Here is a 14,722-nt window from a genome sequence, read left to right on the forward strand (position 1 = left end):
TCGCGGCGGCCGCCGTCGACGGCCGCACGTGCCTGTTCGCGCCGGTTCCAGCCTATTCGACCATGTGCGGGGAGTCCGAGGCGCGGTCGAGTCCGAAGGGCCCGAACCGCTGCACGTCGGGGGCGGGCTCGCTCTGGGCCGTACGCGGCTGGGGCGGCGGCCCCGCCTCGCAGGTGAGGTCGGCGCCCGGCGCGGCCTCGGGCAGCTCGCCGTCGAGCAGGTAGGCGGAGACCGCCTCGTCCACGCAGGCGTTGCCGGTCAGCGCGACGCCGTGGGTGAGGCCGCCGTCCTCGATGACCAGGGCGGATCCGGTCAGGCGCCGGTGCAGGGAGTGGGCCCCCTCGACCGGGGTCGCGCCGTCGCCGGTGGCGTGCACGATGAGCGCTTCGCCCGTGTAGGCGGGGTGGCCGTAGGAGCCGTCGTCGACCCGGAACCAGTCGCCGGAGGGCGCGGACCAGGTCGCGCAGGGCGCGTTGTAGGAGGTGTTGTGCCAGGCCATGAAGGGCGCGTCCTCGTGGACGGCCGCGGTGTCCGAGCGCCAGGTCTCCCAGTCCCGCGGCCAGTGGGCGTCGGTGCACTGTACGGCGAGGTAGCCGGCGTAGCCGTTGTCGCTGTCGGCGTTGTCGCCGTAGGCCTCGTGCAGGCCGACCAGCGGGGCGGAATCGTCGTCGTTGACCTGGGCGGACAGGGCCGAGGCGACCGCGGGCCAGGTGCGGCCGCTGTAGGCGACGACGATGGCCGCCCCCTCCAGCTCGGTCGGACCCACGGTCCCGGCGGCGGGTTCGGATCCCAGGCGCTCCCGCAGGGCGTAGTAGGCGTCCGCGACCTCCTCGCCGGTGTCCCCGAGGCCGTAGGCGTCGTCGTGGTCGGCGACCCAGGAGAAGAAGGCGCCGGCGGCGCGGTCCAGGGCGCGGCTCTGCACGTGGTTGCTCTCGTACCAGGGGTTGTCAGGATTGACCACGCTGTCCAGGACCAGGGCGCGCACGCGTTCGGGGTAGAGCGCGGAGTACACCGTGCCCAGGTAGGTGCCGTAGGAGTAGCCGAGGTAGTCGATCCGCTCCACGCCCAGGGCCGCGCGGATGGCGTCCATGTCGTGGGCGGTGTCCTCGGTGCGCATGTGCTCCAGGATGGGGCCGCTGTTGTCGGCGCAGGCCTGGGCGTGCGCCTCGGCCCGCTCCCGCAGGGCGGCCTCCTCCGCCGGCCCGTCCGGGACGGTGTCGGGGCGCGCGGGTGTGAAGTGGTCGGGGTCGCAGGCGACCGCCGGGGTGGAGGCGCCGACGCCGCGGGGGTCGAAGGAGACGACGTCGTAGACCTCGCGCAGCTCCTCGGACATGCGCTGGTGCGTGTGGGCGGCCCACATGCGCCCGGGGCTGCCGGGCCCGCCGGGGTTGACCAGCAGGGTGTGCTCGGCGGTGCCGGTGGCGGGGACACGGGACAGGGCGAGGTCGACGGTGGCGTCGTGCCCCTCCGTGCTCGCGGCGTGGTCGCCGCGGGCCATCGGGACGGTGAGGGTGGCGCACTCCAGGGTCTCCTCGCCGACCGGCGCGAGGTCCTCGCAGGAGCTCCAGTCCAGGGCGCGCAGGTCGACCCGCGTCGCCGGGGCCGCCTCCGCCGCCTGGACGGGCAGGGCCGCCACCAGGGAGGCCAGGATCGCTCCGGTGGAGGCGGTGGCCCAGGTTCGTGCTCGCACTCGTCGACTCCCTCACACCCGACTGATTTCCCTCTGAATAGTTATCACTACGAAGAGTGACCAAGGGTGGCGACACGAGGACCTTCCTCCCACTCCCCGGTAGCATGTGCCCTGGTCAGGTCGGAATTGAACGGAAGGTCGGCATGCGTCTGGATCGCGTCGATGAGCGGATCATCGCGATACTCGGCGCCGACGCGCGCATGAGCTTCGCCGAGATCGGCGGCTCCGTCGGTCTGAGCCCGTCCGCGGTCAAGCGGCGCGTGGACCGGCTGGTGGAGTCCGGCGCGGTCCGCGGGTTCACCGTGGTGGTGGAGCCGCAGGCCATCGGATGGACCACGGAGGCCTTCATCGAGCTGTACTGCCGGGCGCGCACCTCCCCCGGCGAGATCCGTACCGGGCTGGCCGCCTACGCCGAGATCACCTCGGCGTGCACGGTCACCGGCGAGGCCGACGCCATCGTCCAGGTCCGGGCCCGCGACACGCATCACCTGGAGGAGGTCATCGAGCGCATCGGCGCCGAGCCCTTCGTGGTGCGCACCAAGAGCACGCTGGTCCTGTCCCGTCTGGTGGACCAGCCCATCCTCGCCGGAGCCGCCGACCTGCCCTGAGCCGGTGCGGGGTCAGCGGCGTCGCGGCGCGGAGCCGAGCACGCGCGAGATCCCCCGCGCGGCGGCCTGGACGACCGGGGCCAGCGCCGCGGGGCGGGCCTCGTCCATCCGCACCACCAGGGAGACCGCCGCCACGACGGCGCCGCCCGCGTCCCTGACCGGAGCGGCGATCGAGAGCGCGTCGGTGGTCACCTGGCCCTCGCTCACGGCGTACCCGCACTGGCGGATCTCGGCCAGCCGCGCGCGGAGCCGGACGGGGTCGGTCACCGTCAGCGGGGTGTGGGCGCGCAGCGGCCCGCCCAGCACCGCGTCCTGCACGTCCACGGGCGCGTGCGCGAGCAGGACCAGTCCCACACCCGTGGAGTGCAGGTCGAAGCGCCCGCCGACGCGGGTCAGCACGGGGATGGCGTGCCGTCCGGCGATGCGCTCCACGAACACCAGCTCCCGGCCCTCCCGGACCGCGAGCTGCACGTTCTCCCGCGTGACCTCGTACAGGTCCTCCAGGAACGGCATGGCGGCCTCGCGCAGGCCCAGGCCGCGCGGGGCCAGCGACGCCACCTCCCACAGGCGCAGCCCGACCCGGTAGCGGCCGTCGGCGCCGCGCTCCAGGGCGCCCCACTCGACGAGTTCGGCGGCCCGCCGGTGGGCGGTGGGCAGGGACAGCCCGGACCGGCGGGCCAGTTCGGTGAGGGTCAGCTCGGGGGTGTCGGGGGTGAAGGCGCCCAGCAGGGCGAGCACCTTGGCGGTGACCGTCCGGTGGTCGGGGCGCGCCCCGCCCGCGGCGTCCGCCACGCGTACCTCCTCCCCTCCGGCTCCCGTGCCCGGCCTCCCCCTCCGGCCGCTCAGAGTTCGAGCACGAGCCGGGGCGAGTGCGCACGGGACACGCAGATCATCATCATCTCCCCCGAGGCGCGCTCCTCGTCGGTGAGCAGCGAGTCCCGGTGGTCGGGCACACCGTCGAGCACGGGCGTCTCGCAGGTCCCGCAGGTGCCCTCACGGCAGGAGGAGAGCACCTGGACGCCGGCGTCCTCGACGGCCTCCAGCACGGACCGGTCCTCGGGGACGCGGACGGTCACACCCGACTCGACGAGCTCGACGTCGAACGCGCCGCCGCCGGTGGCGGCCTCCCGCGGGGCGAACCGCTCGACTCGGAGCGTACCCGCGGGCCAGCCGGCGGCCCGCTCCTCCACGGCCGCGATGAGGGGCTCGGGGCCGCAGCAGTAGACGAGGGTGTCCGCGCCGGGGTCGGCGGGCAGGGCGTCCAGGTCCAGCAGCCCGACCTCGTCCTGGGGATGGAGCGACACCCGGTCCCCGTGCTCCCGTGCCAGCTCCGCGCCGAAGGCCATCGCGGCGCGCGTGCGTCCGCCGTAGACCAGCCGCCAGTCGGCCCCGGCGGCGTGGGCCGCGGCGATCATCGGCAGCAGCGGGGTGATGCCGATGCCTCCCGCCACGAGCACGTAGCGCCGCGCCGGCAGGAACGGGAAGGAGTTGCGCGGTCCTCGCACGCGCACGGTGCTCCCCTCGGTCAGCCGCTCGTGCACGAACCGGGACCCGCCGCGGCCCTCGGGGGCGTCCAGCACGGCCACGCGCAGGACGTCGCGCTCGGCCGGATCGCCGCACAGCGAGTACTGGCGGACCAGGTCGGGGCCCAGCACCAGGTCGACGTGCGCGCCCGGCTCCCAGGGCTCGAACGCGCCCCCGTCGGCACGGGTGAGGGTCAGCCGCAGCACACCGTCGGCGACGGTCTCCCTGCGGTCCAGCCGCGCGTCGTACTCCTGCTCGACGCGCGGCCCGGTGGTGACGGTCATCTTCTGCCTCTCCTGTCCACGGCGGACCCGTGACTGTTCAGCGCCCGGCCGGAACCGGTGTGCGCGGGCGTCGCTCGTCCCCGGCGGGGGCGGGCCCCGCCTCGTCGGCGGAACCGGGCCGGTGCCCGTCGGGGTGGTCCAGCACCCACTCCCAGAGCACGACCGGGTCCTCGAAGAGCCGTTGCGCCCCGCAGTGGCACACCGCCCGCAGCCGGTCGGTGCCCAGCACCCAGTGGACGCGGACGATGCCGTCGCCCTGGAGCATGGGCCGGTTGCCGGCGGGGGTCACGACCGCACCCGCCCGGCCGCCGCGGCCGGCGTCGAGGGCGCCTGCCCACGGCCCTCGGCCGCCATGGCCTTGAGCATGCGGCGCGCGGCGAGCCCGCCGGTGTCGATGTTGACCGACAGCTCCTGGTAGCCGTCGGCCTCCTGCTCGACCACCTTCTCCAGGAGGTCGAGGGCGACCACGTCCTGCAGGACGACGGTGCGGTTGTTCTCCTTGAGGAAGGCCGAGACCTTCTCGTCGCCGAGGGCGAAGTCGCGGGCGACCGCCCAGAAGTCGTGGGTGCTGTGCTCGGTCTCGGGCGTGATGGCGTACACCACCTCGACGTGGAAGGCGTCGGGGTCGGTGCCGTCCTCGTTCGGCAGGACGCCGACGGGGGCGATGCGGCTGTGCAGGAGGTACAGGCACGGCGGACGGTACTCGATGTCCTGCCAGCGGGTGATGCGGCCCTGGATGCCGGTGGACTCGGCGTAGAAGGGCGGGCAGGCGGCGTCGGCCATGTGGCGGCTGACGTAGACCACGCGCTCGGCCTCGTCGACCTCGGTGGTGATGGGGGTCTCGGCCACCTCGGGCGTCCCGATGTAGCCGCCGTGCAGGTAGGTCTCGTGGGACAGGTCCAGCAGGTTGTCGACCAGCAGGTCATAGCGCGCGGCGAGCGGCTCCATGCCGCACACGACCGTGTAGGACTCGTCGTCGAGCCAGGGGGCACGGGGGATCGGGGTGGACTCGGCGAGCTCCCGGTCGCCGATCCAGACCCACACGAAGGAGTCCTGCTCGACGACGGTGTAGGCGGGGACCCGGGCCGTGCGCGGGATGCGCTTCTGGCCCGGCACCGACACGCACGTGCCGAGCGTGTCGTAGGTGAAGCCGTGGTAGCCGCAGATGATGCGGTCGCCCTCCAACCGGCTCTCCGAGAGCGGGTAGCGGCGGTGGACACAGCGGTCGGCGAGGGCGACGACCTCACCGGCCTCCGTGCGGTAGAACACGATCGGCTCGCCGAGGATCGTGCGCGCGAACAGCTCGCGGCCGATCTCGGTCCCGTACGCGGCGACGTACCACTGGTTGCGAACGAACTCCGTCATGTGCGCGGCCTCCTGCGTCGGTGGTCGGCCACTGGTGGCGCGGGTCCGGCGCACCGCCGCGAACGGCGGTGTCGGGTCGCCGGGGGTCGGGCGCCCCTCGCTCCGTGGCCTCGGTCACCATGCTGTGTGACGCGCGACCGGTCGCGCAGCAGGACTTTCACTGGGTGAAAGCCTTCCCGAACGCGTCGGCCCCGGCTGCGCTGGGCGCGGCCGGGGCCGTGGAGGATCCAGGGCTCCCGCCCCGGACCGGAGGGTCCGGGCGGGGGCCCGGTGGGATCTCAGTCCTCGGGCAGGGCGAGCGGGGCGATCTCGTCGAAGACGTCGCCCGGGCCCGGGTTGGCCGGGTCGGTCTCGCCGCCGAAGTGGCGGGCCACGCCCCACACGGCGTTGAGGGCGGTCTGCACGGCGCCCTCGGCCCAGCCGGCCGTCCAGGACACGTCGTCGCCGGCGAGGAACAGGCCGCGGTGGCGCTCGTCGAGGGAGTCCTGCTTGAAGTGCGTGAACAGGCGGCGCTGGTACCGGTAGTGGCCGGGCAGGTTGGCCTTGAACGCGCCCATGAAGTAGGGCTCGTCCTCCCACGAGACCGTCACGGGGTCACCGGTGATGTGCGACCGGATGTCCACGTTCGGGTAGATCTTGCCGAGGGAGGAGAGCATGACCTCCAGGCGCTCGTTGGCCGACAGCGGCAGCCACTTCAGCGAGTCGTCGCACCAGGTGTAGGACATGCAGATCGCCGCGGGGCCGTCGGGGTCCTCACCCTCCAGCAGGTAGGTGCCCCGGGTCATGCGGTCGGTGAGCGTCATGCTCATGACGTCGCGGCCGGTCTCGGGGTCCTGGTCCCGCCAGAACGCACGGTCCACCGGCACGAACAGCTTCGAGGACTCCATGTAGTGGGTGCGCTCGATCGCCGTCCAGTGGTCGATGGGCAGCAGGTCCTCGTCGCAGTCGATCTTGGACAGCAGCATCCAGCTCTGCGCGGTGAACACGGCAGCGGCGTAGGTGCGGGTGGAGCCCGAGTCGTCGGTGACGGTGATGTTGCCCGACGGGGAGCCCTTGGCCGCGGTCCGGCGCAGGGCCGTCACGGCCGGGCGGGGGTCTCCCCCGTGCAGCGAGGCCAGGGTCGTGCCCTGCGCCCAGTGCACGATCTTGTCCGGGGCGTCCTCCCACAGGCGCTGCGGGAGCTGCTGGACACCGCCGACGATGCCCATGTGGTCGTCGTCGGCGCCCGTGTAGGTGACGCGGAGGATCTCCAGGATGGAGTTGGGGAAGTCGGTGTCCCACCCGCCGGTCCCGAAGCCGACCTGGCCGAAGATCTCCCGGTGGCGGAAGGAGGCGAAGGCCGGGGAGTCGCACAGGAAGCCGTAGAAGGTCTGGTTGTCGAGCTTCGCGACGAGCTCGTTCCAGATCTCCTTCTGCGTGGCGACGTCGCGCTCGCGGATGGCCCGCTGCATGCGGGTGTGCTGGGCGCCCTCCTCCAGGGTCCGCTCCCAGGCGCGCGCCACGTCGCGGTAGACCTCGGGCAGGTCGTCCAGGGTCGTGGCGTAGTGGGCCTCGCCCTTGAGGTCGACGACGGTGCTCGGCGTCACCGGGGAGAGCGGGTTGGGGAAGGCCACCGTCTCCAGGCCGACCCGGTCGACGTAGTGCCAGAAGGAGGTGGACGACGGCGGGAAGCGCATGGCGCCCATCTCGGCGACGACGTCGTCGGGGCAGTTGTCGAGCTTCTCGGTCCGCAGGCGGCCGCCGATCCGGTCGGCCTCGTACACGACCGGCTTCAGACCCATCTTCATCAGCTCGTAGGCCGTGATGACGCCGGAGAGCCCGCCGCCGATCACGGCGACCTCGGTCCCGTGGCTCCCTGCGGGGACCTGCCCCAGTCCGGCGGGGTGCTGGAGGTAGTCGTCGTAGGCGAACGGGAAGTCCGGTCCGCACATGTTCAGCGGTGTGTCCTGCGCGGGCGTGGCACCGGCGGCCGTGGGCACGGCAGACGTCATCAGACCCCTCCTTCACGTGGGTGTCGGCGAGCGGTTGGCTCGATCGGCCGGCCTGGGGCCGGGCGGATTGGTGCGGGTGATGCGGGTGGTATGGCCGGCGCGGGCGGCCGGGAGGGCGCCGCGGCGCGGGGGCCGCTCAGCGGGTGAGCGGGGCGTAGAGCTCCGGGCGCCGGTCGGCCAGATAGGACTGGTCCCGGCGGGCCCGGGCGAGCGCGTCCGGATCGACGTCGCCGACCAGCAGCTCCTCGTCGGGTCCGGCCCGCAGGGTGTCGGTCCCGTCCGGGGCGACCAGGGCGCTCAGTCCCGCGTACCGCAGGTCGCCCTCGGTGTCGCACCGGTTCACGTAGGCCAGGTGGATCTGGTTCTCCAGGGCGCGCACCGGCACGACCCGGGTGGCCACGTCGGTGAACGGGTGCATGAGGGCCGTGGGCACGACGAGCAGCTCGGTTCCGGCCAGGGCGTGGGCCCGCACGGTCTCGGGGAACTCCACGTCGTAGCAGACCAGCAGGCCCAGGCGCAGGCCGCCGAGCTCCACCTGGACCACGGGCTCGGACCCGGCGGTGAACGCGCCCCGGTCCAGGTCGCCGAACAGGTGGGTCTTGCGGTAGGCGGCGCGGGGAGTCCCGTCGGCGCCCACGAGCCGAACGGTGTTGTAGACGGTGCCGTCGGCACGCTCGGGGAAGCCGTAGACGATGGCGACGCCGGCCTCGGCCGCGATGGCGGCGACCGCGGAGCCCAGGGGGCCGTCGGCGGGTTCGGCCAGGCGCGCGGTGTCCGCGCCGATGTTGTAACCGGTCATGGACATCTCCGGGCCGACGAGCAGGTCGGCTCCGGCGGCGGCCGCGGCCGCGGCCCGGTCGGCCAGACGGACCAGGGCGGCGGCGGTGTCGCTACCGGGTGCGGTGCCCTGGTCCAGGGCCACGCGCAGGGTGCGGTCGCTCACCGTGTCACCTCCGGTCGTCGGTCGTTGCTCGGCCGCATCCACTCTAGGGGCGAATGTCCGCTTTTTCAGTGCACCGGATCATCGGTTCATTGCGTCTTTGAGCTGAACCGGTCGTCTTTCTTGCGTGAGGACGCACAAGGACGCGGGATCTGTGTCCCAGAGCACGCGGGGCGAAGCGAGGGAGGGGCCGGACAGCGGTGCGCTCGCCCGGCCCCTCCCGGTGTTCACCGTGTGCGCGGCGCGGCCTTTAGGAGCCGACCTCGACGGTGTCCTCGCGCTCCAGGGCGGAGCGGCGCATGCCGTAGGAGAAGTAGATGACCAGGCCGACGGCGAGCCAGGCGAGGAAGGCCACCCACACGCTCAGCGACATGCTGAACATCAGGTAGGCGCAGGAGAGCACGCCCAGGACCGGGGTGACCGGCGAGCCCGGCATGCGGAAGGCCCGCTTGAGCTCGGGCCGCGAACGGCGCAGCACCAGCACGGCCACGTTCACCAGGGCGAACGCGAAGAGGGTGCCGATCGCGGTGGCGTCGGCGAGCGGGCCCAGCGGCACGAGGGCCGCCAGCAGCGCGATGAGCACCGAGGTGATGATCGTGTTGGCGCGCGGGGTGCCCCGGGAGTCCAGCTGGGAGAACGCCTTGGGGATGAGGCCGTCGCGCGACATCGCGAAGAGGATGCGCGTCTGGCTGTAGAGGACCACCAGGACGACGCTGGCCAGGGCGAGCACGGCGCCGGCCGCGAAGATGACCGCCCAGACCGGGGTACCGGTGACCGCGGTGAGGATCCCGGCGAGCGAGGTCTCTCCGTCGGCGAAGTCGGCCCAGTTGAGCGCGCCGACGGCGGTGAAGGCCACCAGGCAGTACAGGGCGGTGACCAGGATCATCGAGAACATGATCGCGCGCGGAAGGTCCCGCTGGGGGTCCTTGGCCTCCTCGCTCGCCGTGGAGGCCGAGTCGAAGCCGATGTAGGAGAAGAACAGGGTGGCTCCGGCGGCGCTCACGCCCGCCATGCCCATCGGCATGAAGGGCGCGAAGTTGCCGTCCTGGACGGCGGTGACCGCGATGGCCACGAACATGACCAGGATGGCGACCTTGATGGCGACCATGACCGCGTTGACGCGGCTGCTCTCGCGCACCCCGACCAGCAGGGCGAACATCGACAGCAGGACCACAACGGCGGCGGGGACGTTGATCAGCCCGCCCTCGAAGGGGCCGGTGAGCATCGCGGCGGGCATCGTCAGGCCGGTGGTCAGGTACAGGAGCTCGTTGATGTACTGGCCCCAGCCCACGCCGACGGCGGCGACGGAGACGCCGTAGGTGAGCATCAGGCACCAGCCGCACACCCAGGCCATGAACTCGCCCATGGTGGCGTAGGAGTAGGAGTAGGCCGACCCGGAGGCGGGGATCATCCCCGCCATCTCGGCGTAGGCCAGGGCGGAGAAGAGCGCGGTCACGCCGGCGAGCACGAAGGCCAGGATGACGGCGGGCCCGGCGATGGGCACCGCCTCGCCCAGCACGACGAAGATGCCGGTGCCGAGGGTGGCGCCGATACCGATCATGGAGAGCTGCCAGAAGCCCATGTGGCGCCGCAGTCCGGTGCCCTCGGCCGACCGGGTCTCCGCCACCAGCTTCTCGATCGGCTTGCGCCTGGCCAGTCGCTCCCTCAGCGCGGGCGCACCGCCCGGGCGCGTGGGCGCGTTCGCTCCCACGGGGCTCTTTTGGTCGACCACGTGTCACTCCTCGACGTTCCTGCGTGCGGGCACACCGATATCGGCCAGGACACAGTGGTCCCCTGGCACGGTGCGAAAGGGGGTGGGGGCGTCCGTTCCATGCCCGTCTCGGGCGGAACGTGCCCTAGGCAACATTAGCCGTGTAACCCGCGTAACATGACCCACATTCGTTGCGTTTGTCCGCCCCAAAACCCGGCAACCGTGCGGCGCGGCGCAACAAAACGCACGAAGGCGTGATCCATGTCACTGGTGATCACGCAGGGTGTCCATCTTCGCGTGACCTGCGGTTTCGCCGGCGTTCGTGTCACACCTGCCGGCGCGCGAACGGTCCCCGGCGGTGTCCGCCCCAGGCGAAGTCCTCGGATACCGGTGCGCGGACGACAGTGCGCGGACGACAGTGCGCCGACGACGGTGCCCGGACATCGGTGCGCGGACGACAGTGCCCGGACACGAGAAGACCCGCCCGCCTCGTGAGGGAGGGGGACGGGTCGGGACGCGGACACGGGGGCGGCGCACGGCCGCCCGCGTCGGTCGCGAAGGTCAGCCGGCGACGGCCACGGTGGGCGCACCGGGCTCGACACCGGACTCGCCCATCTGCTCGGCGATGCGCATGGCCTCCTCGATGAGGGTCTCCACGATCTTGGACTCGGGGACGGTCTTGATGACCTCGCCCTTGACGAAGATCTGGCCCTTGCCGTTGCCGGAGGCCACACCGAGGTCGGCCTCACGGGCCTCGCCCGGACCGTTGACCACGCAGCCCATGACGGCCACCCGCAGCGGCACCTCCAGGCCCTCCAGGCCCGCGGTGACCTCTTCCGCGAGCGTGTAGACGTCCACCTGCGCACGGCCGCAGCTGGGGCAGGAGACGATCTCCAGACCGCGCTCGCGCAGGCCCAGGGACTCCAGGATCTGGGCGCCCACCTTGACCTCCTCGGCCGGCGGGGCCGACAGGGAGACGCGGATGGTGTCGCCGATGCCCTCGGCCAGCAGGGCGCCGAAGGCCACGGCCGACTTGATGGTGCCCTGGAAGGCGGGACCGGCCTCGGTGACGCCCAGGTGCAGCGGGTAGTCGCAGGCCTCGGCGAGCTGCCGGTAGGCGTTGACCATCACGACGGGGTCGTTGTGCTTGACCGAGATCTTGATGTCGCGGAAGCCGTGCTCCTCGAACAGCGAGCACTCCCACAGCGCCGACTCCACCATCGCCTCGGGCGTGGCCTTGCCGTACTTGGCGAGCAGGCGCTTGTCGAGCGAGCCGGCGTTGACCCCGATCCGGATCGGGGTCCCGGCCTCACTGGCCGCCTTGGCGATCTCGGCGACCTTGTCGTCGAACTTCTTGATGTTGCCCGGGTTGACGCGCACCGCCGCGCATCCGGCCTCGATCGCCGCGAACACGTACTTGGGCTGGAAGTGGATGTCCGCGATGACCGGGATCTGCGACTTCTTGGCGATGATCGGCAGCGCGTCGGCGTCCTCGTTGGTGGGCACGGCCACCCGGACGATCTGGCAGCCCGAGGCGGTCAGCTCGGCGATCTGCTGGAGGGTCGCGTTGATGTCGGAGGTCCGGGTGGTCGTCATCGACTGCACCGAGACCGGGGCGTCCCCGCCGACGGGGACGTTTCCCACCATGATCTGCCGGGAGCGCCGACGGGTCGCCAAGGGGCGCGGCGGAGTGGTGGGAATGCCGAGATCGATGGACACGCTTGATTCACCTCGTCTACCGCCGGAGGGGGGCGGCACTTGAAATCTTCCGATAGGGCGCCTGTCGCGCGCGGTGCCGCGTCCGAGTGTGCGCACGGCCGTCCGGTGCAACCGGCGGCCCGGGTCGCATCACCGTTCCCGGATCGCGATCCCAAGGTTACCTGCACCGACGAGGGCGCCCGGCAGGTTCACCGAAGCCTGCCCGCCGGGTTCCCCCGTCGTTAACCGAACAGTCGGACCGGGTTGATGACGTCGGCGATCAGGAGCACCACGCTGAAGACGAGGAAGCACGCGACCACCACGTAGGCGACCGGGGTCAGCATCGCCACGTCCACCGGCCCCGGGTCGGGCCGCTTGGTCATTCTCGCCCAGCCGCGCTTGATCCACTCCCAGATCGCGCCCGCCATGTGCCCGCCGTCCAGCGGCAGGATCGGCACCATGTTGAACGCGAACAGGAAGAGGTTGACCCCGGCCAGGATCTGGATCATCAGCGCCGCGGTGTCGGCGACCGGCAGCCCCTGCGACATGATCTCGCCGCCGATGCGGGAGATGCCGACGATGCCCACCGGGGAGTCCTGGGTGCGCTGCTCGCCGAGGAAGGCGGCGGCGAAGACCTCCGGGACGCGGCTGGGCAGGTTGATGAGGGCCTCGCCGACGGCGACGAGCATGCTGCCCATCTCCGCGGCGGACTCGCCCAGGGTGAGCGGCGCCCGCTCGTTGAGGAAGATGATGCCGAGGAAGCCCACCGTCTCGGTCCGGTAGACGGCGAAGCCGTCCTCGTCGTAGACCGATTCGCCCTCGGCGTCGGTCTCGTAGAGGATCTCGCCGTCGGCGTCACGCGCGGGCAGCTCGTTCTCGATGACGTCGACGTCGAAGGCGCGTTGTTCGCCGTCGCGCTCCACGACGATCTCCGTGCTGCCCAGCGACCCCCGGATCAGCTGGTTGGCGGAGTTCCAGTCGGGCGTGGACTCCCCGTCGACCGAGACGATGACGTCGCCCGGCTCCAGGCCCGCCTCGGCGGCCGGGGTGGGCGGCAGGCCCTCGCAGTCGGTGGCCGAGCTGCCCACGGGCGCCACGCACTCGTTGACCGCGGCGATGGTGGTGGTGCTCTGCGGGACGCCGATGCCCATGAACAGCACGCTGAGCAGGATCGCGGCCAGCACGACGTTCATCGCCGGTCCGGCGAACATGACGATCAGCCGCTTCCACGGCGCCCGCTGGTAGAACTGGCGGTCCTCGTCCTCCGGCGTCAGTTCGACGTAGGAGGCCTCCCGGGCGTCCTCGGCCATGGCCCGCCAACGGGAGAGCTTGCGGCCGCCGTCGTCGGCGGTCCTGCGTGCCGGGGGCAGCATGCCGACCATGCGCACGTAGCCGCCGAGGGGGACGAGCTTGATGCCGTACTCGGTCTCCCCGCGGCGGACGGACCAGAGGGTCTTGCCGAAGCCGACCATGTACTCGGTGCACTTGATGCCGAACATCTTGGCGGTGGAGAGGTGGCCGAGCTCGTGCCAGGCGATCGAGAACAGCAGTCCCAGTACGAACAGGATGATCCCGATCACGGTCATCGACAGGACCATGCGTCTCTCCTCAAGCCGGTGTGAGTCCTAACCCGCGAGCAGCTCGTGTGCGCGGGTCCGGGCCCAGCTGTCAGCGGCGTACACGTCGCCCAATGTCAGATCCGTGGGCGACGGCCCCCGTTGCCCCGCCCGCTGATGATCCGAGACTACCTGGGCGACGGTGTCCATGATGGCCGGGAACGCGAGGTTTCCCTTCAGGAAGGCGTCGACCGCCTCCTCGTTGGCGGCGTTGTAGACCGCGGGCGCGGTCCCGCCCTCGGCTCCGACCTCGCACGCCAGCCGGACCGCGGGGAAGGCCTCGTGGTCCAGCGGTTCGAAGGTCCAGCTCTGGGCCGTGGTCCAGTCCAGCCCGGGAGCGGCGTCGGGGACCCGGTCGGGGGCGCCCAGGCCGTAGGCGATCGGGATCATCATGCTGGGCGGGCTGGCCTTGGCGATGGTGGAGCCGTCGACGTACTCCACCATCGAGTGGACGATGGACTGCGGGTGCACGACGACGCCGATACGGTCCAGGGGCATGTCGAACAACAGGTGCGCCTCGATGACCTCCAGCCCCTTGTTGACCAGGGTGGCGGAGTTGACCGTGATGACCGGCCCCATGCTCCACGTGGGGTGGCGCAGCGCGTCCTCGGGGGTCACGTCGGCCAGGTCCTGGCGGGTGCGGCCGCGGAAGGGCCCGCCGCTGGCGGTGACGACCAGGCGGCGCACCTCCTCGCGACGGGCGTGCACGTGGCCCTGGGCGAGGCCGACCAGCTCGCCCTCGGGCAGGTGGGGGAAGCACTGGGCCAGGGCGAAGTGCTCGGAGTCGACCGGGACGATCTGGCCGGGGGCGGCCAGCTCGCGCACCAGCGGGCCGCCGATGATGAGGGACTCCTTGTTGGCCAGCGCGAGCCGGCGGCCGGCCCGGAGGGCGGCGAGGGTGGACTCCAGGCCCAGCGCCCCGGTGATGCCGTTGAGGACGACGTCGCAGGCGGACCCGGCGAGCTCGGCGACACCGTCGGCCCCGGCCAGGACGGTGGCGTCGCTGCCGTGCTCCGCCAGCGAGGCGGCGAGCTCGGCCGCGCGTGCGGGGTCGGCGACCGCGACGGTGCCGGCCCCGAGCTCGGCCGCCTGCTTGGCGAGCAGGTCGACCCGGCCCCCGCCCGCGGCGAGCCCGACGACCCGGAAGCGCCCCGGATTGCGCTGGACGATGTCGATGGCCTGGGTTCCGATGGATCCGGTGGAGCCGAGGATCACTACTGTTCGCTGCTGTTCTTCTCGCACGCCCTCATTGTTCCGCACGCGCGCGGCTGCCGCCGACGGCCTGTGGACGAGCG

Annotated in this window: 12 protein-coding genes; 1 reads left to right on the forward strand and 11 read right to left on the reverse strand. The window is 72.1% G+C overall.

The window, feature by feature from the left end; translation table 11 throughout:
- Nucleotides 1–52: 52 nt before the first annotated feature.
- On the reverse strand, nucleotides 53–1,690 hold the full coding sequence (locus DFP74_RS03890) for an alpha/beta hydrolase (RefSeq protein ID WP_121180440.1): 1,638 nt from the start codon (nucleotides 1,688–1,690) through the stop codon (nucleotides 53–55).
- A gap of 143 nt (nucleotides 1,691–1,833) precedes the next feature.
- Between DFP74_RS03890 and DFP74_RS03895 the strand changes: the two genes are divergently transcribed.
- Entirely contained in the window at nucleotides 1,834–2,298 is a 465-nt protein-coding gene (locus DFP74_RS03895; RefSeq protein ID WP_121180441.1) for an Lrp/AsnC family transcriptional regulator, read from the forward strand.
- A 12-nt stretch (nucleotides 2,299–2,310) separates the two neighbouring features.
- Here DFP74_RS03895 and DFP74_RS03900 read toward each other — a convergent pair whose 3' ends face one another.
- From DFP74_RS03900 to dxr, 10 genes are all read right to left on the reverse strand, one after another.
- Complete coding sequence (locus DFP74_RS03900) at nucleotides 2,311–3,090, reverse strand: IclR family transcriptional regulator (protein WP_121180442.1); 780 nt, start codon at nucleotides 3,088–3,090, stop codon at nucleotides 2,311–2,313.
- A 50-nt stretch (nucleotides 3,091–3,140) separates the two neighbouring features.
- Nucleotides 3,141–4,106 carry a PDR/VanB family oxidoreductase gene (locus DFP74_RS03905; RefSeq protein ID WP_121180443.1) on the reverse strand — a complete coding sequence of 322 codons (966 nt, stop codon included), beginning with the start codon at nucleotides 4,104–4,106 and terminating at the stop codon, nucleotides 3,141–3,143.
- Nucleotides 4,107–4,143: 37 nt separating this feature from the next.
- Nucleotides 4,144–4,395 (reverse strand): hypothetical protein, encoded by a 252-nt coding sequence (locus DFP74_RS03910; RefSeq protein ID WP_199725473.1) that lies wholly within the window; start codon nucleotides 4,393–4,395, stop codon nucleotides 4,144–4,146.
- A complete protein-coding gene (locus DFP74_RS03915) occupies nucleotides 4,392–5,471 on the reverse strand; it encodes an aromatic ring-hydroxylating dioxygenase subunit alpha (RefSeq protein WP_121180444.1) in 1,080 nt (359 codons plus the stop codon). The genes DFP74_RS03910 and DFP74_RS03915 overlap by 4 nt, the downstream gene beginning before the upstream one ends.
- Before the next feature lie 278 nt (nucleotides 5,472–5,749).
- Nucleotides 5,750–7,462: an NAD(P)/FAD-dependent oxidoreductase gene (locus tag DFP74_RS03920; RefSeq protein ID WP_121180445.1), complete on the reverse strand. Its 1,713-nt coding sequence runs from the start codon at nucleotides 7,460–7,462 to the stop codon at nucleotides 5,750–5,752.
- Between the two features lie 136 nt (nucleotides 7,463–7,598).
- On the reverse strand, nucleotides 7,599–8,405 hold the full coding sequence (locus DFP74_RS03925; RefSeq protein WP_121180446.1) for a carbon-nitrogen hydrolase family protein: 807 nt from the start codon (nucleotides 8,403–8,405) through the stop codon (nucleotides 7,599–7,601).
- Between the two features lie 247 nt (nucleotides 8,406–8,652).
- Nucleotides 8,653–10,134 (reverse strand): amino acid permease, encoded by a 1,482-nt coding sequence (locus tag DFP74_RS03930; RefSeq protein WP_199725474.1) that lies wholly within the window; start codon nucleotides 10,132–10,134, stop codon nucleotides 8,653–8,655.
- 540 nt (nucleotides 10,135–10,674) lie between these two features.
- Nucleotides 10,675–11,832 (reverse strand): flavodoxin-dependent (E)-4-hydroxy-3-methylbut-2-enyl-diphosphate synthase, encoded by a 1,158-nt coding sequence (gene ispG, locus DFP74_RS03935; protein WP_121180447.1) that lies wholly within the window; start codon nucleotides 11,830–11,832, stop codon nucleotides 10,675–10,677.
- A gap of 221 nt (nucleotides 11,833–12,053) precedes the next feature.
- Complete coding sequence (locus DFP74_RS03940; RefSeq protein WP_121180448.1) at nucleotides 12,054–13,409, reverse strand: RIP metalloprotease; 1,356 nt, start codon at nucleotides 13,407–13,409, stop codon at nucleotides 12,054–12,056.
- Between the two features lie 27 nt (nucleotides 13,410–13,436).
- A complete protein-coding gene (gene dxr, locus DFP74_RS03945) occupies nucleotides 13,437–14,642 on the reverse strand; it encodes a 1-deoxy-D-xylulose-5-phosphate reductoisomerase (RefSeq protein WP_233571297.1) in 1,206 nt (401 codons plus the stop codon).
- Between the last annotated feature and the right edge of the window lie 80 nt (nucleotides 14,643–14,722).

This window comes from Nocardiopsis sp. Huas11 (assembly GCF_003634495.1).
Classification (GTDB): Bacteria; Actinomycetota; Actinomycetes; order Streptosporangiales; family Streptosporangiaceae; genus Nocardiopsis.